The sequence below is a fragment of the Sorangium sp. So ce185 genome, assembly GCF_051526825.1.
GTDB lineage: Bacteria > Myxococcota_A > Polyangia > Polyangiales > Polyangiaceae > Sorangium > Sorangium cellulosum_D.
Genome location: NZ_CP150316.1, coordinates 12,018,664 through 12,041,975 on the forward strand (window position 1 = coordinate 12,018,664; position 23,312 = coordinate 12,041,975).

General features: G+C 72.5%; 15 protein-coding genes. 11 read left to right on the forward strand and 4 right to left on the reverse strand.

What is annotated here, in order from left to right:
* Positions 1-403 precede the first annotated feature (403 nt).
* Positions 404-1,570, forward strand: a complete 1,167-nt coding sequence (locus WMF26_RS44320; protein WP_437997648.1) for a PAS domain-containing protein — start codon at positions 404-406, stop codon at positions 1,568-1,570.
* 167 nt (positions 1,571-1,737) lie between these two features.
* Positions 1,738-2,208: a MarR family winged helix-turn-helix transcriptional regulator gene (locus WMF26_RS44325; RefSeq protein ID WP_437315852.1), complete on the forward strand. Its 471-nt coding sequence runs from the start codon at positions 1,738-1,740 to the stop codon at positions 2,206-2,208.
* Positions 2,209-2,244: 36 nt separating this feature from the next.
* On the opposite strand, the gene WMF26_RS44330 is transcribed toward WMF26_RS44325, so the two are convergent.
* Positions 2,245-3,081: an NAD(P)H-binding protein gene (locus WMF26_RS44330; protein ID WP_437315853.1), complete on the reverse strand. Its 837-nt coding sequence runs from the start codon at positions 3,079-3,081 to the stop codon at positions 2,245-2,247.
* A 364-nt stretch (positions 3,082-3,445) separates the two neighbouring features.
* On the opposite strand from WMF26_RS44330, the gene WMF26_RS44335 reads away from it, so the two are divergent.
* From WMF26_RS44335 to WMF26_RS44375, 9 genes are all read left to right on the forward strand, one after another.
* Positions 3,446-7,495, forward strand: a complete 4,050-nt coding sequence (locus tag WMF26_RS44335; RefSeq protein ID WP_437997649.1) for a hypothetical protein — start codon at positions 3,446-3,448, stop codon at positions 7,493-7,495.
* Positions 7,496-7,545: 50 nt separating this feature from the next.
* Positions 7,546-8,649 (forward strand): UDP-N-acetylmuramate dehydrogenase, encoded by a 1,104-nt coding sequence (locus tag WMF26_RS44340; protein WP_437997650.1) that lies wholly within the window; start codon positions 7,546-7,548, stop codon positions 8,647-8,649.
* 214 nt (positions 8,650-8,863) lie between these two features.
* Complete coding sequence (locus tag WMF26_RS44345) at positions 8,864-11,290, forward strand: type VI secretion system Vgr family protein (protein ID WP_437997651.1); 2,427 nt, start codon at positions 8,864-8,866, stop codon at positions 11,288-11,290.
* A gap of 82 nt (positions 11,291-11,372) precedes the next feature.
* Positions 11,373-14,471, forward strand: coding sequence for a DUF2169 domain-containing protein (locus WMF26_RS44350; protein WP_437997652.1), 3,099 nt, complete (start codon positions 11,373-11,375; stop codon positions 14,469-14,471).
* A complete protein-coding gene (locus WMF26_RS44355; protein WP_437997653.1) occupies positions 14,464-15,555 on the forward strand; it encodes a pentapeptide repeat-containing protein in 1,092 nt (363 codons plus the stop codon). The genes WMF26_RS44350 and WMF26_RS44355 overlap by 8 nt, the downstream gene beginning before the upstream one ends.
* Before the next feature lie 7 nt (positions 15,556-15,562).
* A complete protein-coding gene (locus tag WMF26_RS44360; RefSeq protein ID WP_437997654.1) occupies positions 15,563-16,213 on the forward strand; it encodes a DUF3540 domain-containing protein in 651 nt (216 codons plus the stop codon).
* Between the two features lie 6 nt (positions 16,214-16,219).
* Positions 16,220-16,594, forward strand: a complete 375-nt coding sequence (locus tag WMF26_RS44365; protein WP_437334090.1) for a DUF4150 domain-containing protein — start codon at positions 16,220-16,222, stop codon at positions 16,592-16,594.
* 68 nt (positions 16,595-16,662) lie between these two features.
* Positions 16,663-17,133 (forward strand): hypothetical protein, encoded by a 471-nt coding sequence (locus tag WMF26_RS44370; RefSeq protein WP_437997655.1) that lies wholly within the window; start codon positions 16,663-16,665, stop codon positions 17,131-17,133.
* 80 nt (positions 17,134-17,213) lie between these two features.
* Entirely contained in the window at positions 17,214-20,345 is a 3,132-nt protein-coding gene (locus WMF26_RS44375; protein ID WP_437997656.1) for a tetratricopeptide repeat protein, read from the forward strand.
* Between the two features lie 30 nt (positions 20,346-20,375).
* Here WMF26_RS44375 and WMF26_RS44380 read toward each other — a convergent pair whose 3' ends face one another.
* From WMF26_RS44380 to WMF26_RS44390, 3 genes are all read right to left on the reverse strand, one after another.
* A complete protein-coding gene (locus tag WMF26_RS44380) occupies positions 20,376-21,914 on the reverse strand; it encodes a sigma 54-interacting transcriptional regulator (protein WP_437997657.1) in 1,539 nt (512 codons plus the stop codon).
* A gap of 299 nt (positions 21,915-22,213) precedes the next feature.
* Positions 22,214-22,513: a DUF4288 domain-containing protein gene (locus tag WMF26_RS44385; RefSeq protein WP_437997658.1), complete on the reverse strand. Its 300-nt coding sequence runs from the start codon at positions 22,511-22,513 to the stop codon at positions 22,214-22,216.
* Positions 22,510-23,175: a hypothetical protein gene (locus tag WMF26_RS44390; RefSeq protein WP_437997659.1), complete on the reverse strand. Its 666-nt coding sequence runs from the start codon at positions 23,173-23,175 to the stop codon at positions 22,510-22,512. The genes WMF26_RS44385 and WMF26_RS44390 overlap by 4 nt, the downstream gene beginning before the upstream one ends.
* Positions 23,176-23,312 lie beyond the last annotated feature (137 nt).

Here is a 23,312-nt window from a genome sequence, read left to right on the forward strand (position 1 = left end):
AACCGCTGCGGCGCAGCGACCCGACCCAGGTTGCGGCGCCGCCCGCAGGTCGCGGCGCCTCCCCCGCCCTCGCCTCTCCTCCCCCGGCAGAACCCGCGCCGCGCAGCCCGCTTCCTCGCAGGCACCCCCACCGCGCCGGGGTCCTCTCGCCAAGCCGATCCCGCCCAACACCTCGGCAAGCGTAAGGGAGCTCTCCGCACGGCGGTGAACAGCACACCGGATCCCACCGGCCCGGCGACGCCGCGATCGAACTTCACCTCACACGCTCGGCTCACCCCTCTCGTCCCTCGCCGGCCGCTCGTCGGTCGCCCTCGACACCGACCGCCGGCCCACGTTAGCTTGAGGACCAACGATGACGAGCACACCGATCGCTCCCCCATCCCCAGGGCTCCCCGCGAGCACCATGAGGGCAGTCCGCAGCGCGCCTTTCGCGGTGATCGAGTGCGCGGGGGACCTCGGCGATCTCGAGATCGACGCGTGGAACGGCGAGGCGGAACGCATCTTTGGAATTACCGCTGACGAAGCGGTGGGCCGCCGCCTCACGGACACGATCGTGACCGGACCGGACGCAGAGGCCTTCCGGCGCTCGCTCGAGCAGCCGGGCGCCCCGATCCGCTGCGCCCACACCCGCAAGGACGGGCGCGCCGTCGTGTGCGAGTGGCGACTCGCGCCGGTGCTCGACGACGGCGGCGCGCCGATTCGGCTGCTCTGCTTCGGGCTGGAGGTCACGGAGCAGGAGAAGGCCGTCGAGCGGCTGAGGGAGAGCGACGTCATCCTCCGGGCCATCCTCGACAACGTGGACACGGCCGTGACCCGGATGGATCGAGACGGGTTCTGCACCTTTCACGAGGGCAAGAACCTGAAGGCCCTCGGCCTGACGCCAGGCCAGTTCGTCGGAATGAACGTGTTCGACGAGCCTCCCGCTCCGATGGACATGGAGCCGATGCGAAGAGCGGTCCGGGGCGAGCTCGTCCGCACCCGCGTCGAGGCGTTCGGGATGGCCTGGGAGACGTGCGTCGTCCCGCTCCGCGACGCCCGCGGGGAGCCCGACGGCGCCGTCAGCTTCACGGTCGACGCCACGGAGGCGAAGCTCAGGGAAGACGAGCTGAAATCGCGGCTCGAGCTGATCGAGCGCCAGCAGCAGGTGATCCGCGACCTGTCGACGCCCATCATCGAGGTCTGGGACAGCGTGCTGACCCTCCCGATGGTCGGCGTCGTCGACAGCACGAGGGCCGCCGACGTGATGGACGACCTCCTGGCCGCCATCGTGGACAAGCAGGCCCGCTTCGCGATCCTCGACCTCACCGGCGTCGAGGTCGTCGACACGAAGACGGCGAGCTACCTCATCGAGCTCGTCCGCGCCATCCGGCTCCTCGGCGCCGAGGGGGTCATCACGGGCATCCGAGCCAACGTGGCGCAGACCATGGTCTCCCTCGGGCTCGACCTGTCGGGCATCGCGACCGTGGGAAACCTCCGCGCTGGCCTGAAGCTGTGCATGCAGCGCGCGGCGGCGAGCGGCGCGCCCGAAAGAAGCGCCCCGCCGAGGCTCCCGGGAGGCGGCTCGCGCTGAGGCGGAGGGGGTGGATCCGGCCTCGCGGGTCGGGCGGACCGCCTCGCCGCCCCTGCGCGCCGCGCCGCCCGCGTGTTTCCGACCGCTACGTTGAGTGCTAGACAGGGCCGACATTGGCACCTTCCGTTGGCAGAGGAGCTAAGCGGCGGCTGGTCGAAGAGCTGCTCGTGGCGGTGACCGATTTGCAGAACGCCTCCGAGATGGTCGGCGCTGCGGCGGCCGATAGGTTCGGCCTCAACCGCACCGACGCCCGCTGCGTGGCGTACCTGATGACACGCGGCCCCATGACCATCGGTGAGCTCGGCGACGCTTCCGGGCTGACCCCGGGAGCGCTCACGTTCGTCGTCGATCGGCTCGAGCAGGCCGGGTACGTCCAACGAGCGCGCGATCCCGACGACCGCCGGCGCGTGAAGGTCGAACCCACCGACCAGGCCCGCCAAGTGGCCGAGGAGTTCTGGGGCGAGATCAGCAGGGAAGCAGAGGCCACACTCTCGGGCTACACGCTCGAGCAGCTCCAGGTGCTCATCGATTTCGTTCGGGGCCAGGTCGATCTGCAGCGGCGTCAAGCGGCTCGCCTTCGTGACGCGTCCGGTGATCCAGCCGCGGTCATCGGCAGGAAGAGGGGTCAACGCCGCTGACGAGCCGATCGTGCGCCGGCGTGTCGCAGCCGTGTGCTAGCGAAAATCGGCGGCGTGATCGATCGCCCATTCGAGGAACGTACGCGCGGGCCGGCCTGTCACGTCCTCCACGACGCGCGTCACCTCGGCCGGGTGCGCCACCGCCGCCGCGAGCTGACCGAGGACGGCATCGACGATCGCCGCCGGCGCGTACCTCATCATCGCCTGTCGCGCCTCTCCGGGCGGGATCTCCTCGAACCGCAGCGTCCGTCCGATGGCCTGCCCGATGAGGCTGACCTGCTCGGCATGGGTGATCGCCTGAGGGCCGGTCAGCCGGTACTTCGCGCCGTCGTGACCCGCGTCGACGAGCGCCCTCACGGCGACGGCGGCGATGTCCCGCTCGTGGATCGGCGCCGTGCACGCGCCGCCGTACGGCGCGCGGACCACGTCGCCGGCCTTGATCTGCGCCGCCCAGTGCAGGCTGTTGCCGGCAAACTCGTTCGGGCGCAGAAATGTCCACTGTAACCCCGACAGCCTGATCGCTCGTTCGAAGGCCCCGTGGAGCTCGGCGACCGCGTCCGGCTGCCGCTCGACGTCGTCGAGCACGTCGCCCGTCGACAAAAGGACGATCCGCCGAACGCCGGCGCGCCTGGCCGTGTCGACGAAATCGGCTGGAGCGCCGCCCATCGCGACGAGGTACGCGGCCTCGACCCCGTCGAGGGCGGAAGCCAGTTTCTTTGGCTCTGCCAGATCGCCTTGCACGACGTCCGCCGCCTCCGGGATGCAGGCCGAGCCGGGGTTCCGGGTCAGCGCACGGATCGTGTGACCTTCGGCAAGGAGCCCGTCCACGACGTGCCGTCCGACGCTGCCAGTTGCTCCTGTCACCAGGATCATCGTTCTTCCCATCCTTTCCCCGAGCTACCGCGCATATAGTCTAATTTTTGTATGTTACAATTTTTGTAATATATGGACGGGCGCTCGGCGTGTCAAACCTCGGTCCACCGCGCCAGCTCAGGCTGGCGACATGCCATCGGCCGGAGCCGGGGCCCGTGAGGTCCGGCAGGCTCATCGAGCACCAGCTCGAACGAGCGCGGGGCGCCCCGGGCGCCGCCCGGCCCGCGGCGGGGCGGCGACGCCGAGCGCGCGCCGCGGGTCGGCCGGATCGCTCCGCCGCCCGAAGTTCGCGTTTGCTTCGGCAATCCCAGCCCCGTAAGGAACGGCGGACAGGCGCCCCGCGCGGCGCCGGGAGACGCCGACCGTGACCACCCCGCCCCAGAGCCCCACGAACGTCGGCCAGCGCCCCGGGAGCCCGCGCCGCGCTGGGCGCGCCTCCCTCGCGCGCCGCGCCGCCCTCGGGCTCGCCCTCGCGCTCGCCGGCGCCGCGCCCGCCGCGTGCGCGCCGCGGGGGGCCGCCGCCCCGTCGGCCGTCGAGGCGCCCCTGCCCGCCGCGTTCGGCGCCGCGCTCGAGGCCGAGATCGCGAGCTCCGCCGCGGCGGCGCCGTACCTCGCCGCCATCGAGGCCGCCGTCGACGCGCCGGGCGACGAGGGCGCGCTCGCCACCGCCGTCGCGTCGCTCGACGCGCTCGTCTTCGGCGCCGGCACCGCGGGCGGCTCCGCCCCCGACGCCTCGGCGATCGCCTTCCGCTCGCGCGAGGCGCTCCCCGAGGTCGCACGCCGCCTCCAGCGCGCCTGGGCGTTCGCGGACGTCTCCGGCCGCGGCGCGCCGGAGATGCCCTTTTTGCGCGGCGCGCTCGCGAGCGCCCTCCACCGCATCGCCCTCCACGTCGGCGACGAGGCCGCGGCCGCGACGTGGAGCGCGCGCCGCGGCTGCGCGAACGAGGCCGCCCTCGTCGGCCCGCTCGACGCGGCGCCGCTCCAGAGCCTCACCCGCCCCTCGCCGGTGAGCTCCGCGAAGGGCGCGCCGCTCGCGCGCTCGTACCCCGGCATCGCGCCGTTCGCGACCGCCGTCTCGCCCATCGTGGTCCGCGCCGACGCCTGCGCCATCGACGTCGACGCGGTGAGCGCCCTCCAGGGCACGCGCGCCGTGGTCGTCGACCTCCACAACCCCGTCGCCCAGCGGGTGAGCCTCGCGCTCGCCTCGTCGTCCGCCGCCGCGCTCGAGGTGGGCGGCGTGCCCGCCCTCCACCGCGACTACGCGGCCGGCGGCGCGCAGGTCACGCGCTTCGCGACCGTGGAGGCCCAGCCGGGGACGCTGCGCGTCGTCGTGCGCGTGGCCCAGAAGCGCGACGGCGGCGCCATCGAGCTCAGCGCCTTCGGCGAGAACGGCCTCCCGCTCCGCGCCCGCGCGCCGCGCCCCGGCGCCGCCGCGACCTCGACGGCGGCGCGGCCCGCCGCGGTCAGCGTGGTCCCGGCGCCGAGCGCCCCGGGCGAGCGGCTCGGCCCCGCCGCCGTCGAGGTCGCGGCCGCCGCGCTGCTCGCGCTCGGCGACGCACGCGCGGCCGAGCGCCTCCTCGACCCGGAGGGCGACGGCCGCCTCGACCAGGGCGGCGCGCCCGCGCCGGCGTCCGCGTCGTCGCCCCGCGCCGCGCCGGCCGCCCCGCGCTCGCCGCGCCTCGACCTGCTCTACGCGCGGGCCGTCCGCCGCGTGGGCGATCTGCCCGAGACCAAGGTCGTCGAGCGCACCCGCGCCGCCGTCGATCGCGCGCTCGCCGCCTGGCCCGCGTCGTGGGAGGCGCGCCTCTACCGGGCGGAGCTCGCCGAGCGCCGGGGCGGCCAGGGCGAGGGCACGATGGACGCGCTCCGCGAGCTCGGGGTCAGGGTCGCTCCTCCGACAGGGCCGTCCGGGCCGAGCGCGCCCGCGGTCCCCGACGCCGACCGGATGGTCCTCGCCGAGCTCGCGATGGTCGCCCACCGCGCCGGCGTCACCGACGTCGCCGAGGCCGCGTACGCGAGGCTCGCCGCGGCCGCGCCGGGCTCGGCGCTGCTCGCCGCGGTCGACGACCGCGTCCACGGCCGCGCCGGGGTCGACGCGGTGAAGGCCGCCTGCGGCGGCGGGCTCGACCGCTCGGGCAACGCGTGCCTCGCCGCGCTCCTCGGCGCGAGCGGCGACCGCGCCGCGGTCCTCGCCGAGATCCAGCGGCTGCGCCGGCTCCGCCGCGCGCCGGACGCCCTGCGCGACGTCGAGCTCCGCGAGCGGGTCGCCCGCGGCGACCTGCGCGGCGCGCTCGCCGTGTACGACGCCATGCCGCCGGGCGAGCGCGTGATGCTGGAGGCGCTCGGCCTCGCCGCCGGCCGCGGCGACGTCCGCGCCGCGCGGGGCCGCCTCGCCCGCGACCGCGCGACCGCGCGCGACGCCCCCGCCGCGCTCGGCCCCATCTCCCGCGCGCTCGGCCTCACGCCGGACCCGGCGCCGCCGCTCGAGGCCGAGGGGCGCAAGCTCGTGCTGGAGGACCAGGCCAAGGCGTTCCTGCCCGGCGCCGCGGTCGCGGTGCTCCGCCACGTCGAGCGGTTCACGATCGCGCCCGACGGGCTCGTCCACTACGTGACCTACGACCTCCGCCGCGTCTCCGGCACCACGGACGTCGCCCAGGGCGCGGTCGCCTTCGGCCCGCTCATCGAGGGCCGCGGCATGCCGCGCCTTTTGCGCCGCCGCATCCACAAGCGCGACGGCCGCATCCTCGCGCCCGACGCCGCGTCGAACGCCGCGCAGGAGCACAGCGACCTCTCGCAGCTCGAGCAGGGCGACTACATCGAGCAGGTCACCGAGGGCTACGCGCTGCCGGGCGACAGCGGCCAGCTCGTCATCGACACCTGGGACCTGCTCCCCGAGCGGACGAGCGTCCGCGAGGCGACGATCGAGGTCCGCCGCCCGTCGTCGCTCCCGCTCGCGGTCTGGTCGCACCCGCTGCTCGGCGCCGCGGAAGAGCGCGCCGAGGGCGCCTCCACGGTCAGCGTCTGGCGCATCCAGGACCAGCCGCCGCGGCGCATGGAGGACGGCGTGCCCCAGGTGGAGATGGGCGTGGGGGTCAGCCTGGGGACGCAGACCTGGGGCCACGTGGCCGCGGCGATCGACGAGAACCTCCGCGCGCTGTCGGACCGCGACCCGTACATGACCCGCTGGGCGCGGGAGGCGGCGGGCCCGGAGCGGGCGCCGTCGCCCGCGCTGCTCGAGCGCGTCGTCGCGGCCGCGGGCAAGGCGCTGAAGGTCGCCGGCGGCGCCGAGCTCTCGGATTTCGCGGCGCTCATGGCCGGCGGCCCGCAGCGCACGACGGCGCGCGCGATGATCGAGCTCGGCCAGGGCAGCCGGTCGTGGGTCGTCTACCGCGCGCTGCGCGAGCTCGGCGTGCGCGCCGACCTCGCGATCGCCGAGACCGAGCCGTTCAGCTCGTCGGCCGACTTCCCGCCGCACGCGGGGCGCTTCCGCCACCCGCTCGTCATCGCGCGCCTGCCGGGCGGCGACGTGTGGATCGACGCCGACGTCGAGGGCCCGCCGCTCCCGCCCGGGCGCATCAGCCCCGAGCTGCGCGGCCGCGCCGCCATGCTGCCGGGCGGCGAGCTCGTCACGGTGGCCGGCACGAGCGGCGAGACCGGCGACGAGGTCGACCTCCGGCTCGCGGTCGACGCGCACGGCAACGCCTCGGGATCGTTCACGATCTTGCTGCACGGCCGGTCGGCGCAGGCGCTCTCGGAGGCGTTCGAGACGGTGGTCGGCACGGCGCGGCGCGAGATGCTCCGGGGCGTCGTGCTCGGCTGGCTCCCGTGGGCCGACGTCGAGGACGTCGCGGTCTCGTCGACGGAGGGCTCGTGGGAGGTCGCGCTCCGCGCGGCCGTGACGATCCACGGCTTCGCGCGGCCGGAGGGCAAGGACGCCGCGGCGTGGACGCTGCCTGGGCTGGAGCCGGTGCACCTCGTGTTCCCGCGCGCGTTCGCGGGCACGCTCGGCGCCACGTACGCCTCGCGCGGGGCGCGCAAGAGCGCGCTCTCGATCGAGACCGCGCTCCAGTACCACGTGCGCCGCCGGATCGAGCTGCCGGAGGGGTACGCGGTCCAGCGCGCGCCCGAGGGCGTGCGGGTCGAGCACGCGGGGCTCGAGGCGTCGCGCAAGGGCAGCTACGGCGCGGCGATCGAGGAGGATTTCGCGCTGAGCCTGCCGACGGGCACGGTGTCGGCCGACGAGTACAAGGCGTTCGTCGGGCGGGTGCAGGCGGTCGACAGCGGCTTCATGGCGGGCATCCGGGTGGCGCGGCCGGCGCCGGCCGGGGGCGGCGCGCCGAAGGCGGCGGGGCGGGGCCCGGCGCAGCCGCAGGGCGCGGAGAAGCGGCCGCAGGGCGCGGAGAAGAAGCCCTGAGCCTCGACGTCCGCGAGGCGGTCCCGCTGGCCCCGCTCACGACGCTCGGCGTGGGCGGCCCGGCGCGCTTCTTCGCCGAGGCGGCCGACGAGGCCGCGGTGGTCGAGGCGTTCCGCTTCGCCGAGGCCCGCGGGGTGCCGCTGTTCGTGCTGGGCGGCGGCTCGAACCTGCTCGTCGCCGACCGCGGGGTCGACGCGCTGGTCTTGCGCGTCCGCGTCCGCGGGGTCGAGCTCGCGGGCGGGGGCGACGCCGCCGGCGGCGGCGGGCGCGGCCCGCGCGTGCTCGTGCGCGCGGGCGCGGGCGAGGGGTGGGACGACCTCGTGGCGCGGGCGGTCGCCGAGGGCTGGGCCGGGGTCGAGTGCCTGTCGGGCATCCCGGGCGACGTCGGCGCGACGCCGATCCAGAACGTGGGCGCGTACGGCCAGGAGGTCGCGGAGACGATCGCCGAGGTCCGGGCGGTCGACCGCGCGACCGGGGCGGCCGTCGCCATCGCCGGGGCGGACTGCGGCTTCGGGTACCGCGACAGCCGGTTCAAGCGCGCGTGGCGCGGGCGGTACGTCATCACGGCGGTCACGTTCGCGCTGCGCCCCGGCGGCGCCGCGGCGGTCCGCTACCCCGAGCTCCAGCGGGCGCTCGCCGCGGCTCCGGGCGGGGCGCCGCCGCCGCTCGCCGAGGTGCGCCGCGTCGTGATCGCGCTCCGCCGCGGCAAGTCGATGGTGCTCGATCCGGCGGACGAGAACGGCCGGAGCGCGGGGTCGTTCTTCATGAACCCGACGCTCGAGGCGGGCGCGGCGGCGGGCGTCCTCGCGCGCATCGAGGCGGCCGGCGTGCTCGCGGCCGGCGAGGCGGTCCCGCGGTATCCGGCGGGCGAGGGCCGGGTGAAGCTGTCGGCCGCGTGGCTCATCGAGCGCGCCGGGTTCGCGAAGGGGACGCGCCACGGCGCGGCGGGCATCTCGACGCGCCACACGCTCGCGCTGGTGAACCGCGGCGGCGCCACCGCGGCGGAGCTCTTGGAGCTCGCGCGGCGCGTGCGGCGCGGGGTGCTCGATCGGTTCGGCGTGGCGCTCGCGCCGGAGCCCGATCTCGTCGGGTTCGCGCCCGGCGACGTCGACGATCTGGTCGGCGACGCCCACGCGGCCGGCCAGGGCCGCTGAGGCGCCCCGCGCGCCGCCGACCGCGCGCCGCCGACCGCGCGGCCCTCCGCCGCGCCACCAGCCGATCCGAACGGAAATAGCCGCTTCAGCTGCCAATGCCGTCCTGGGCGACAGCAACTAGGAGGCATTCCGACACACGATCGCCACAGAGCCCCTCTACGCTCCACGGCGCGTTCTTGTCCTTGCCGCCGCTCCTCACCCTCCAAGGCTCCCCATGCCCGACATCTTCGTCGTTCAATCGAGCGCCCTGCCCTCCTCCACCAGGCTCGTAGCTTTTCATGGCACCGAGGGGATCTCGAAGCTCTATCGCTTCGAGCTCTACCTGGTGATGACCAACGACGTCGGCCATGGCTTCGACATGGCCGCGGCCGTGGGCCAGCCGCTGACCATCTCTCTGCAGCGGAGCGAGAGCGAGAACAGCGGCGACTCATCCTTCGTTCGAAGCGGCGTCCTGGGCAGCATCGAGCTCTTGAACGACACCGCCGGCCGGTGCGTCTTCCGGGCCACCCTGGTCCCGCGCCTCGCCTTGCTGGCCATGGCGTTTCACAGCCGCATCTTCACCGAGAAGGCCATCCCGGAGATCATCCAGGCCGTCCTTCACAAAGGCGGCGTCACGGACTGCGATCTCCTGCTCCAAGGCGCCTACGCCGCCGAGGAGCATGTCTGCCAGTACCGCGAGAGCGACTACGCCTTCATCACCCGGTGGATGGAGCGCGAAGGGATCTATTTTTACTTCGAGCACGGCGAGGGCGGCGAGACGCTCGTGCTGGCGGACGACCGGTCGGCCCATCAGCCGTATGGCGGCAAGCCCGTTCGTTATTACCCGCAGCCCGGCGGCGCCAACACCGCGAAAGACTCCTTCTCCGCCTTCACCTGCCGGCATGAAGCCGTGCCGAGCGCGGTCCGCCTCAAGGACCACAACTACGCCAATCCGGCCGTACCGGTCACCGGGCAGGCGCTGGTCTCCCCGAATGGCTTCGGCGAGGTCAGCCTGTTCGGCGCGCGCTTCTTCTCGGCGGGCGACGGGGAGCGGCTGGCGCGGGTCAAGGCCGAGAGCCTGGCCGCGACCAGCGTCGTCTACCAGGCGATGGGCAACGCGGCGACGCTGCTCCCTGGGTTCACCTTCGAGATCGACGAGCACCCGCGGGCCGCGTTCAACACGAAGTATCTGGCCATCGAGGCCGAGCACTGGTGCATCCAGAACCGGGACATGCCCGAGCTCAGCGAGCTCGTGTCGTGGCGCGAGAACTACCGCATCGAGGCCAAGGCCATCGCCGCGACGGTGCAGTTCCGCGCGGCGCAGGTCACCGCGTGGCCGCGCATCTACGGCACCGAGCCCGCGGTCGTCGACGGCGCGGCGGTCAGCGAGTACGCGCAGATCGACACCCATGGCCGCTACCGGATCAAGTTCCACTTCGACGAGAGCGACCTGACCGGGGGGAAGGCGTCGACCTGGGTCCGGATGCTCCAGCCCCACGGCGGCGGCATCGAGGGCTTCCACTTCCCGCTGCGCGCCGGCACCGAGGTCATGTGCGCCTTCGAGGGGGGCGACCCCGACCGGCCGGCCATCGTCGGGGTCGCGCCCAACGCGCTGACGCCGAGCCCGGTCACCTCGGGGAACAACACGCGGAACGTGATCCAGACGGGCGGGCGGAACCGGCTCGAGATCGAGGACCAGGCCGGGCAAGAGCGGATCACCCTGTCGACGCCCCACGCGAACACCTACATCCGGATGGGGGCGCCCAACGCCGGCTCGACCTATGAGGTGAAGACGAACGGCCACGCCTTCACGTGGATCGGCGGCTCCTCCGAGAACATCGTGGGCGGCAACCGGACGGCGATCACCGTGGGGATCTCCGAGAGCATCGTGGGCGGCTTCGCCCTGAGCATGGTCGGGGGATACTCCGGGAGCTTCGTCGCCGGATACTCGCAGAACGTGATCCTGGGCTACCGCGACACGCGCATCCTCGGCAACGAGTCCACGAACGTCTACGGCAATCGAAAGACCCGCATCAAGGGGACCCGGAAGACGACGATCGGCGGCGACAGCACGACCTTGCTCATGTCGAGCCGCGAGCTCACCGTCAGGGGCGACAGCGACTTGACCATCTTCGGGAAGCGCAAGACCCATATCCGAGGCCGCGACAAGGGCGTCTTCGACAACGGCCGAGAGACGACGGTCTTCGTTCAGAACGAAACGACGATCAACGGCAAGAGCAAGACCCGCGTCACCGGTACGCGGGACACCGAGATCGTCGGCCGCGCCACCAGCGACTTTCGCGGAGGGCGAAAGACCACCGTCCTCGGGGCGAACGAGACGACGATCAGGGGCAGCAGCACCACCGAGATCTTCGGCCCCAGAAAGACGACAGTCACTGGGAAGAGCGAGAGCACCATCAACGGCATCGCCGAAGGCACCGTGACCGGTCTCTACAAGACCAAGATCGGGTCGCGCGTCGAGGTCATCAACGGAACGAAATACGAGAATATCAAGGGGCTGGCCTACAAGAAAGCCCCCAACGAGATCAAGGAGCTGAGCATCTCGAAAATCAGGGCAAAGGGCTACAATGCCACATACGAGATCATGATGATCAAGACCCACCTCGGCCTCTCGAACGCGGACTTGCACATCCTGAAGTGATCCGCTTGCCACGCACCAAACCGGCTGGCGCGCATCGCTGAGCCGTGCGACCCATCGAGCCCGCTACCCTGGAGTCCGTCGGATGAAGATCGTCAAACCCATGCGCCTCGGGGTGGTGCCGAGGGTCTTCATGAGCCAGCGCACCCCGCACCTCCTGATCAGCGCCTTCGTCGGCTTCTCCTACGACAGGCCGGCCCGGCTGCTCTACGAGCCGACGGTCTGGACGATGGCCACGGAGGAGCTCGGCAAGGACGGCCTCCTCGACGAATTCAATCCCAAGACCCGGGGCGAGCTCCTGGTCACCGGACGCTGCTATCCGCCGGGGCGCGTCGCTCGCCCCGCGAGCTCGGTCCGCGTCCAGCTCGGATCCATCGACAAGAGCCTCTACGTCGTCGGCGATCGGACGTGGGGCGTGCTCGGCATGTCGGCCCCGGCGCCGTTCACCGAGATGCCCGTCACCTGGCGGAACGCGTTCGGCGGGAGCGGCTTTGCCAAGAACCCGCTGGGCAAGGGCTACGGCGACAGGAGCGCGGCGCTCCCCAACATCGAGTCGCCCAGGCACCTGATCCACGCGCGCGGCGACCGCCCGGCGCCCGCCGGCCTCGACGGGTACGACGTGACCTGGCCTCAGAGGTTCTCGAAGATCGGCACCCACGACGCGGCGTGGCGCAACGAGTGCTTCCCCGGCTTTGCGCGGGATCTGGACCCGACGATGTTCAACATGGCCCCGGACGACCAGCAGGTCGACGGGTTCTTCCGGGGCGACGAGACCTTCGTGGTCGAGAACATGCACCCGGACAAGCCTCGGATCGAAGGCGCGCTCCCCGGGGTCGCGAGCCGGTGCTTCGTCTGCCTCAAGACGCGCGACGGGGTGGAGATCCGCGAGCCCGCCATGAAGCTCGACACGGTGCGTCTGTTCCCGCACCGCGAGCGAGGCGTCGTCCTCTTTCGCGGCGGCGTCGAGATCGCCGAGGACGACGCGAAGGACGTGGTGGCCGTGCTGGTCGCCTGCGAGGCCATGGGCGCTCCCAAACCCGCCGCGGTTTACCATGAGTACCTGGCCCCCCGGCTCGGCCCCCGGAACCCCGAGCTCCCGGACGACGAGGATGACGTGCTCATGCCCGAGCCCGAGGATCCGGAGGCGCCGCCGCTGCCCGACGACAAGCTCTCCGGGCTCGCGTCGAGGCTCCGGCGGCAAGGCTTTCTGGGAGGTACGCCGGATCGAGCGGTCAGGCGCGCGGCCGCTGCCGCGGCCGGGGCCGGCGTGGTCGCCGCCGGTGCGCGCGAGGCCGGAGCAGAGAGCGACCCCGACATCGAGGAGATCGAGGCCGAGCTCCGCGCGATGGGGATCGACCCCGAGCCGCTCGATGCCGCGGCCGACGACGACGCGGGGGAGCCGGCTTGGGACTCCCCCGAGGGCGAGGACGACGAGGAGAGCCTCGCGTGGTCCGAGTCCGAAGCGGACGCGGGGGTAGACCACGAGGCGGACCCGGCGTCGAGCGAGCCTGCGGCCGCGACGACGACCACCGACCCGGACGACGACGCCGAGGACGCCGAAGCGCTTCGCCAGCACGAGGAGCTCGCGGAATGGGCCAAGAAGCGGCTGCGGGACCAGGGGTTCGAACCTGAGGCAGATTTCTCCCGGCAAGGCCCCTCCGAGGACCCCGAGCCCCTCGACGACTCCGAGGAAGCCCTGGTCCGCTTGGTCGAAGGTAAGGCCCGCGCTGCGGTGCACATGCACGGGGTCGACGTCGGCGCGTTGCTCGCGAAAGCGCGTCAGCACGCCTCCGAGCGCCCGAGCGAGGTCACGGTGTCGCAGGTCCGCGAGCGCGCGCGGCAGACGCTGGAGAGCGAGGGCGTCACACCGGAGAAGACCGAGGAGCTGCTGTCGGGATTGGACTGGCGAGCGCTCGAGGAAGGAGCTCGGGCCGACGACGACGCCGACCTCGACGGCTACGACGATGCCTTCGCCGAGGCCCCCGATGCCCTGCCCGAGGAGCCAGGCGGGGACCCCCTGCCAGAGGACGAGGGCTGGGGCGGTGAGCCACCAGGAGACGAGGACGTCAAGCTCGCGGAGGAGCTGGACAAGAGGGCTTCGTTCTCCGAGACGTGGGGCGAAGACGGGCCGCGGCTCGCGCACCTCTTGCCGGCCTCCGCGGCCCTCGACAGCGAAGAGGCCCTGCGGCTTCGGCGCGAGGTGGAGGCCGGGCACAAGGAGGGACGGAGCTTCGCGGGGTGCGACCTCACGGGCGCCGACCTCTCCCACCTCGACCTCGAGGGGATCGACCTCTCGGGCGCCGTCCTCGAGTCGGCCTTCCTCACCGGGAGCATCCTGCGAAGGGCGAACCTCACGGGAGCCGTCCTTGCGCACGCGAACCTGGTGGGCGCGGATCTCGCGGGGGCCAAGCTCGACGGGGCCAACCTCGGTTCGGCGTGCCTGCGGGACGTGAAGGCCGGCGGAGGCGTCGATTTCGGCGGGTCCGTGCTCGCCAAGGCCGACCTCTGGGGAGCGGACCTGTCCGGCGCCAACCTCTCGGGCGCTGATCTCTCCGAGGCGAACCTCTGCGATGCGAACCTGGAGAACGTCGTCGCGGAGAAGGCGACGTTCCAGAACGTGGACCTCACGGAGGCGCGCCTCGCGGGCGCGCGGCTCTCGGGGAGCACATTCAACGAGGTGAACGTCACCGAGGTCGATTTCACCGGCGTCGACCTGAGCTCCGCCACCTTCATCGCCGCCGAGGGCGACGGCGCGGTCTTCCGGAACGCCATGGCGAAGGACCTCGCGATCGTGAAGGGCTCGTCCTTCGCGGGCGCAGACTTCGGCGGAGCGACGCTCGCCGGCGCGAACCTGATGGGGACGCGCCTCCACGGCAGCAACTTCGCCGACGCCGACCTGCGCGGCGCGCTGCTCAACGAGGCCGACCTGACCGAGGCGAAGCTGGATCGCGCGAACCTCGTGGAGGCCATGTTGATGCGAGCCGACCTCACCAGGGCGTCGCTCCACGCCGCGGACCTGAGGGAGAGCGTCCTGAACTCCGCGTGCGTCCGCGGGGCCAGCTTCGAGAAGGCCAACCTGTTCGGCGCGTGCGCCGACCGGATGGTCGGAGACGACGACACGAGCTTCGCCGGCGCCAACCTCAAGCGACTCCGGATGATACCGGCCGAGAGGCAGCATGGATAGGGAAGCGCTGCGCGCGCTGATAGAGCAAGGTGAGGTCGTCTCGGAGCTGGACCTGTCGGGCCGCGATCTCTCGGGGATCGACCTCTCGGGCGGGATCTTCGAGGACGTCCGCTTCGCGAGCGCCAACCTCGAGGGCGCCAGTGCGCGCGAGGCGATCTTTCACCGCTGCGACTTTTCGGGAGCCAACCTGAAGGGGCTCGATTTTCACCTCGGCAGCGCCGTGGACTGCGCGCTCGCGGGGGCCGCGCTCGCGGGCGCCTCGCTGGTCGGAGCGAGCTTCTCGGGCGTGGACCTCGAATCGGCGGATCTGACCGGCGCCGATCTCTCGTTGACCGAGATCGCGCGCTCCAGCCTCAAGAACACCCGGCTCGTCCGCGCCAACCTGACCGACGCCGCCCTGTTTCAGGCCGAGACGGGCGGCGCGGACTTCTCCCAGGCGAACCTGACCAAGGCGGTCCTGTTCCGTCAGGACCTGTCCCAGGCCATCCTCACGGGCATCACCCTCGTGGAAGCGATCCTCGTCGAGGTGCGGATGGGGCCCAAGGACCTCCGGGGGATGGACCTCAGCGGGGCGCAGCTCACGAACGCCGATCTGCACGGCTGCGACTTCTCCGGGGCCAACCTGACGCAATGCAGCTTCAAGGGCGCCAACCTGACCGGGGCTCGCCTGGATGGAGCCAGCGCCCCCACGGCCGTCTTCGTCGAGGCGGCCCTGATGAACGCGAGCTTCGCCAAGGCCGACCTGACCCAGACGCTCTTCGTCGATGCGCGCGTGGACGCCGCGAACTTCTCGGGCGCTCGGCTCGAGGCGAGCGTCTGGCACCGGGCGAGCTGCCCGGGCGCCCGCTTCTCTGGGGCCGACCTGAGCCATGCAGACCTCTCCCACGCCGACGTGTCGTTCGCCGACTTCTCCGACGCGACGCTGTCGCGGGCGCGGCTGCATCGCGTGACGGACAAGGGCACGGTCTGGCCGCTGAGCAAGGCGATGGCGCACGGCGACGACCAGGAGCTCAAAGAAGCAGAAGACTGGCAGGCCAACGTTCTCGGGAGGCCTGCCGGCGGTCAACGCACCCCTCACTCATGAGCAAACCATGCAGAGCGTAGCAAGGACGAGACACTACGAGCGGCAAGCCTACGGCGAACACGGCGCGGTGCTCCGGTTCGACGGCTCCGCGTACATCGTCGAGACCGACGACGGCGAGGTCCGCGCGAAGCGCGCGACGAGCTGTCTCCTGGAGCCCGCCGCCGGAGACCTGGTGCTCCTGGCCGCCGTGAACGGCGCGCACTACGTGCTCGCCGTCCTCGAGCGGGAGGAAGGAGCGCCCTCGCGCCTCGTCTCCGAGGGAGATCTCCAGATCCGCCTGCAGCGCGGCTCGCTGGGCCTCTCGGCGCCGGACGGCGTGCACGTGCAATCCGGCAAGGACCTCTCGATGGTCGCGTCGACCTTCCGTGTCCAGGCGAAGGAGGGGCACGTCGCGCTGGAGCTGTTCTCGTTCCTCAGCAAGATGGTCCGCGGCGAGGTCGACCGGGCCAAGCTGGTCGGCCGGAGCCTCGACGCGCACCTCGAGCGGGTGATGCAGCGGGTGAAGCGCTCCTACCGCATCGTGGAGGAGGCCGACCACGTGCGCGCCGATCGCATCGACTATGCGGCCAAGGGCAACCTCGCCATCCACAGCGAGAACGCCAAAATCACGGCGTCGCACCTCGTGAAGATCGATGGCGACCAGATCCAGGTAGGGTGACCAGATATGTGCTTTGCTAGCACCTCGGGCGGTGGGCTCGACTTCGGCGTCCCGGATGTCTGCTTGCCGGGCCCCGTCCCGTACCCGAACATGGCATCTCGAACCATGGCGACGTCCGTCGCGTACAAGGTGATTCTCGGGCGCGGCCCCGCCCATACGCTGGCGACCGTCATTCCCATCTCCATGGGCGACAACCCTGGGATCCTCGGCGGCGTGATCTCCCGTCGCAACATGGGGCCCTCGCGGCGCCTCGTCCCCTATCCGAAGCTGCTCTTGCAGAACAAGCCGGCGGTGCGGCTCGGCGCCACGGGCATCCAGAACCAGATCAACGTGAACGGGACGACCATCGCGCCGAGCCAGGTGAAGGTCCTGCTGCTCTGACGCCCGCTCGGTCGTCCGCGAGACCGCCCCGAACCCCTGCGCTGTTCTGCCCGGTGAGGGACACGAGCATGGCCATCAACGAGCACGCCCGCATCCGCCTGGCGATCATTCAACAGAAATACGGCAAGCGCCTGGCCCAGGGCGCGAGCGGCGCTGACGCGGCCGACCGGCGCGGGCGTTTCAAGAGCGATCTCCGGCGGATCCTGGCCGACATCTTCGCGCCCACGTTCAAGGCCATCGGCGATGAGCTCGCCGCGTCGGGCCACGCCTACCGGATCGAGCATGACGTGGGCGAACAGACCCCGAGCCTCGAGCTCCACGTCCTGCTCCGGGGCGTGCCGGCGGACGCCAACAACCTGATCCGCCTCTTCTACAACGCCGAGGCCGAGGGCGATGGAGAGGTGATCGCCGAGGTCAACGTGCACCAGACGTTGACCGAGCTCACGCGGTTTCGGGTGCTGTCCCGGATCACCCAGGAGGTGGCGGAGCAGATGTGCGTGGACGCCATCGAGCACATCTTCGCCGTGAACGCCCGCTGAGCGCTCGGCGGAGGGGCCCCGAAGGCCGGGCCCTGCTCGACAGCTCATCGCCCGGCGCGCGGCCGTGGTAGAAGCGCCCCGTGATCTCGGGGGAGAGCGCGGTCGTTTGCCGGCGCTGCGGCGCGGACAACTCCCCGTTCAACCCGCGCTGCGCGCGCTGCGGGGCGCCGCTGTCGGAGGAGCCGGACGCGCGCGCCGAGAGCACCCTGGATCTCACGTCGAGCGGCGGGGGCGCGGCCCCGGGCTCACCGCCCGATCCGTTCGCGAGCACGGTCCTGCCGCTGGACCGGACGGCCCCCGCCGAGGCGGCGCTCCCCGGCGCCGAGGCGGCGCTCCCCGGCGCCGAAGCGGCGCTCCCCGGCGCCGAAGCGGCGCTCCCCGGCGCCGAGGCGGCGCCCGATTTGCGCCCGGGCGCGAGGCTCGGTCGGTTCGAGGTGATCGACCGCCTCGGCCAAGGCGCGATGGGCGTGGTGGTGCGGGCGCGCGATCCGGTGCTCGGCCGCGACGTCGCGATCAAGGTGCTGGGGCCCGAGGCGCTCGGGCGCTCGGGGAACGCGCAGGCGCGCGCCCGGCTCGTGCGCGAGGCGCAGGCCATGGCGAGGATCAAGCACCCGAACGTGGTCACGGTGCACGAGGTCCTCATCGAGGGCGCGCAGGTGCTCGTGGTGATGGAGCTCGTGGAGGGCCGGACGCTGCGCGCGTTCTGCGCGGAGGCGCGGCGCCCGACCGCCGAGCTCGTGGCCGCCTTCCTCCAGGCGGGCGAGGGGCTCGCGGAGGCGCACCGCGCAGGGCTCGTCCACCGCGATTTCAAGCCCGACAACGTGCTCGTCGGCGAAGACGGCCGCGTGCGCGTCACCGATTTCGGGCTCGTGGGGCTCGCCGGGCGCGAGGACGCCGCCGCGAGCGCCGAGGCGAGCCCCGCCGCCGCGCCGAGCCCCGCGGACGCCCTCACGCGCGCGGGCTCGCTCCTGGGGACGCCGGCGTACATGGCGCCGGAGCAGCACCTCGGGCAGCTTGCGGACGCGCGGGCCGATCAGTTCGCGTTCTGCGTGTCGCTGTGGGAGGCGCTCGCGGGCGAGCGGCCCTTCGGCGGCGAGACCTACGGCGAGCTCCGCGCGAACGTCGCGGCCGGGCGCCCGCGCGAGCCGCCGCGCGGGGCGATCCCGGCGTGGATCCGGCGGTGCCTCGGGCGCGGGCTCTCGGTCGACCGCGACGCGCGCTACCCCGACATGGCCGCGCTGCTCGCCGCGCTCAGGCGCGATCCGGCGGCGGCGCGGCGGCGGGCGCTCGCCGCGGCGACCGGGATCGCGCTCGCCGGCCTCGCGGCGGTCGGGCTCTGGCAGCAGCGCCCGAACGGGATCTGCGAGGGCGGGGAGGCGAGGCTCGCGGGGGTCTGGGACGAGGCGACGAAGGCCAAGGTGCGCGCGGCGTTCGCCGGCACCGGGCGGCCGCACGCGGAGGACACCTACCGCCGCGTGGAGGGCGCGCTCGACGCGCGCGCGCGCGCCTGGGTCGCGATGTACGCGGACTCCTGCGAGGCGACGCGCGTGCGGGGCGAGCAGTCGGAGCGGCTCCTCGATCTGCGGACCGCGTGCCTTGAGCGGCGCCGCCAGGAGATGACGGCGCTCGCGGCGCTCTTCGCGCGCGGGCCGGACGCCGAGGTGCTCGATCGCTCGGTGCAGGCGTCGCTCGCGCTCCCGGGCCTCGCGGGCTGCGCGGACGCCGGCGCGCTCACCGCGGCGATCCCGCCGCCCGAGGACGCCGCGGCGCGCGCGCGCGTCGGCGCGCTGCGAGGCCGCCTCGCCGAGGTCCGGGCCCTCGCCGAGGCGGGCAAGATCGGCGAGGCGCTCGCGCTCGCGCGGCCGATCGCCGACGAGGCGCGGACCGTGGGCCACGCCCCGATCGAGGCCGAGGCGCTCCTCGCGCTCGGGCGAGCGCAGCGCGACGCGCACGACACGAAGGCCGCGGAGGCGACGCTCGGCGAGGCCGCCCGCGCCGCCTCCCGGGCCCGCGACGACGCCGTCGCGGCCGAGGCCTGGACCCAGCTGCTCTACGTGATCGGCTACCAGGAGGCCCGGCACGAGGGCGCGCTCGCGCTGCGGCTCGCCGCCGAGGGGGCGGCCGAGCGCGACAGCGATCCCGCGGCGCGCGCGCGGCTCGCCAGCACGCTGGCCCTCGTCCTCAACGAGCAGGGCAAGCACGGCGAGGCCGCGGAGCTCGCCGAGCGCGCCCTCGCCGGCTTGAAGGAGGCCCTCGGCCCGGACCACCCCGACGTCGCGATCGCCGAGAGCCGCTTGGGCAACGTCCTCGTCCGCGTCGAGCGGTTCGACGACGCCGAGCGGGCCTTCCAGCGCGCGCGATCCATCCAGGAGCGGATCCTGGGCCCCGATCACCCGACCATCGCGCTCACCTTCAACAGCCTGGGCCGCGTCTACACCGCCCAGAGCCGCAACCGGGAGGCGCTGCCGTTCATCGAGCGCGCCGTCGCCATCCAGGAGCGGGCGCTCGGCCCCGATCACCCGTTCCTCGCGGCCTCCCTCAACAACCTCGGCAACGCGCTCGTCATGCTCGGGGAGACCGACCGGGCCCGGAGCGCGCACGAGCGGGCGCTCGCCATCCGCGAGCGGGCGCTCGGCCCCGATCACCCCGACGTGGCGAGCTCCCACAACAACGTGGGGGCCGTCCTCGAGATGCAGCGGAAGGTCGCCGAGGCGGCGCCCCACTACGCGCGGGCGCTCGCGATCCGCGAGCGGGCGCTCGGCCCCGATCACTCGAGCCTGGCCTCCACGCTCGCCAACCTGGCGAGCGTGCTCGTCGCGCAGAAGAAGCACGCCGAGGCGCTGCCGCACCTCGATCGCGCCCTGGCTATCCACGAGAAGACCGCGGGCCCGAGCTCGATCGGGGTCGCGTCCACGCTCACCGGGATCGCCTCCGCCTACAACGAGATGGGCAAGCCGGCCGAGGCGCTCCCGCGCGCCGAGCGGGCGCTCGCCATCTACGCGGCGAAGGAGAGCGGCGTGCCGCCCCTCGAGCTCGCGGACACGCGCCTCCACGCGGCCCGGGCGCTCTGGGGCGCCGGGCGCGACCGAGAGCGGGCGATCGCCCTCGCGATCCAGGCGCGCGACGCCTACGCGGCCGAGGAGGGGGAGTACGCGAAGCACGCGCTCGCCGAGGCGAAGGCGTGGCTCGCGGCGCGCGGCGGCGCGCGGTGAGGAGCGCGCCGGAGGGGCGGCGCGCGCCGGCTACCCGCCGCCGTCGGCCCGGTGCCTCGCGAGGAGCTTCTGCAGGTAGGTGCGGTTGAGCCCCGACGCGCGCGCCGCCTGCGACACGTTCCCGCCGTGCCGATCCATCAGCGCCGCGAGGAACGATCGCTCCGCCTCGGCGGCGCCCGCCTCGCGCGCCGCTTCGAGCTCGTCGGCCGAGAGCTTCGAGAAGCGCGGCGCCGGCGCGGCCCCGGCGGCGGCGGGCCCGGCGGCCGCCGGCCCCGCGGCCGCGGACGCCGTCAGATCGGGCGGGAGCAGATCCACGTCGAGCACCGGCCCCGTCGCCAGGATGCACGCGCGCTCCACCGCGTGCGCGAGCTCGCGCACGTTGCCCGGGTACGCGTGCTCGCGGAGCGCCCGCTCGGCCCGCGACGTCCACCGGGGCTGCTCGCCGGGGCGCTTCCAGGAGGCGCGGAGGAAGTGATCGACGAGCAGCGGGATGTCGCCGGCCCGCGCGCGCAGGGGCGGGATCTCGAGCTCGATCACCTTGAGCCGGAAGTACAGGTCACGCCGGAACTTCCCGGCCTCGACGAGCGCCGGCAGATCCTGGTGGGTCGCCGCGATCACGCGGACGTCGACCCGCTCGGTCCGGTCGGATCCGACGCGCTGGATCTCCCCGAACTGGAGGAAGCGGAGGAGCTTCGCCTGCACGTCGGGCGCGATCTCCGCGACCTCGTCGAGGAAGAGCGTCCCCCCCTGGGCCGACGCGATCCTCCCCACGCGATCGCGATCGGCCCCGGTGAACGCGCCCCTGACGTGGCCGAAGAGCTCCGATTCGAGGACGGTCCCTGGCAGGGCCGAGGTGTGCAGCGTGACGCAGGGCTTGGCGCGGCGGCGGCTGTTCACGTGGAGCGCGCGGGCGACGAGCTCCTTGCCGGTGCCGGTCTCCCCGCGGATCAGCACGGTCGCGTCCGCGTCGGCGACCTGCGCGATCGTCTTGAGGAGCGCGATCATCCTCGGGTCCTGCGCGACGATGCCCTGGAAGTCGTGGCGGGCGAAGAGATCGCGCTCGAGGCTCTGGGTGCGGCGGCGGAGCGCCTCGCGCTCGATCGCCCGCTTGAGGAAGAGCCCCGCGAGGTCGGCGAACTCGGCGACGAAGCGGAGCGCCTCGTCCCCGGCGCCGCGGGTCCCGTGCTCCACGTAGACGGTGCCGTAGACCTCGCCGCCGTGGGCGAGGGGCACCACGAGCACGGAGGACGCGCCTGACGCCTCGAGGCTCTCGATGAGCGCGAAGCGCGGCGCGTCGGCCTCCCGGGACAGGCGGACGATCTGCCGCGTCTCGATGGCCTGGCGCACGAGGCCGCGGCTGAACCTGCGCTCCTCGTCGGTGATCGTCGCCCGATCGAAGCGGACCGCGAATCTCTGCTCGTAGGACCCCCCCTCGCGCACGACGATGAAGCCGCGGTCGGCGCCCGTCGCCTCGATCACGAGGCCGAGCAGGAGCTCGGGGGTCCGGACGTCGTCGTCCTCCGAGAGGAGGATCCGCACGATCTTGAGGAGCGCGGGGTAGAGATCCATGGCGGCAGCGCCAGGGTAGAGCGTGCGGACCACCGCCGCGAGCGCGCCACGACGAGCGCCCGCGCCCGCTCCCTCCCACCCCCACGCCCGCTCGTCCGGCGTGTGGCCTCTGCGCCCCGCGATCGTCCGGAGGCATTCCCCTCAATGACGCCGATTACTTCGCAAGAAACCGCGTATTCCGGAGTGATGCGACAGAGCGCGATCATGAGGCCCGCAGCCACTCTTCTCGCATCATCGTAATGCAATCGTACCAGCAGGCCTCGTGTCATACCATCCGTCGCCGGAAGCGGGCAGCGGACCTACCTATCGAGCTGACCCTTCTTAAACATTCTCGAAAAGACCTCCGTTCCATTCACAATTTCGGCCTCACACAAATCTTGCACCTCAACAATTCCCTTAAACATCCACCTAACCGTTTTACCATCCGGATTAGCATATGAATGCTCCAGCTCGACCCCAAGAGAATCTGCTATTCTTTTAGCCTCATCAACATCAGCCGCATTTACCAACCGAATACTCTCCTCGCACAAAGGCTCTTCGGAAGACTGATCGTCGACCTCTGACTCAAAGAGCATGCACACCGAATACCAACCACTCATTCACTTTTCGTCTTCTCAAGAAGACGCTCCGATTGCTCAAGTATTTTCTTGGCAGTTTGAAGGGATCTCTTCTCCGCACCACTCTCCGTGCGCAGGGCATCCTTGATGCCGTTCAGAGACTTGTCCAGGTGCTTGCCGGGGAATTCTCGTCTCAGGCTTCCTGGTAGAACCTCTCTTGCAGGCTTTGTGGGGTCGATCCTCGATGCTGCTCTGCTCGCATCCTCGCCTTGCCTCTTCGACGGCCTCTGTGGTGGCTCCGCCGCCGCAGCTACAGCGGGCTTCGGAGGCTCCTTCGCCCCACCCCCACCCGCTGCCGGCGGCGGCGGCAATGGCGCTGCGGTCTCGTTTGGCGTGTCCCCGGGAATGGGGAAAGACTCGGGAGGTTTGGGAGGATCTCCGTTCGCGGCAGCTTCATAGATCAGGTAGCCAGCGTAGCCTATGGATCCTACAACGACCGCACCGGCAACGACCAGCTCTCCGACCGGCGTCGGTTCGCCCGCGAAGATGTGCTTCGTCGCCGTCACCCCGTTGCGCACCACGAGGTGCTGGTCGACGTACGCCGTCTCCTCCTCGCCGGCCACCCGGTGCAGGTGAACGCGCCGCTCGCCGGCGCCGTCGTACAGCGCCCGCGACAGCTCCTGCTCGTTCTCGTGCACCGACACCAGCCGGTTCTCCGCGTCCCAGTTCAGGACTCACTGCGGGCTCCCGTGGTACTTCCACTCCTTGTTGTTGCCGTTCGTTGTTCCTCTTTATAGCGGGTACGACGATCGAACCGGAACGCCTTCAACCCTTCCGGAGC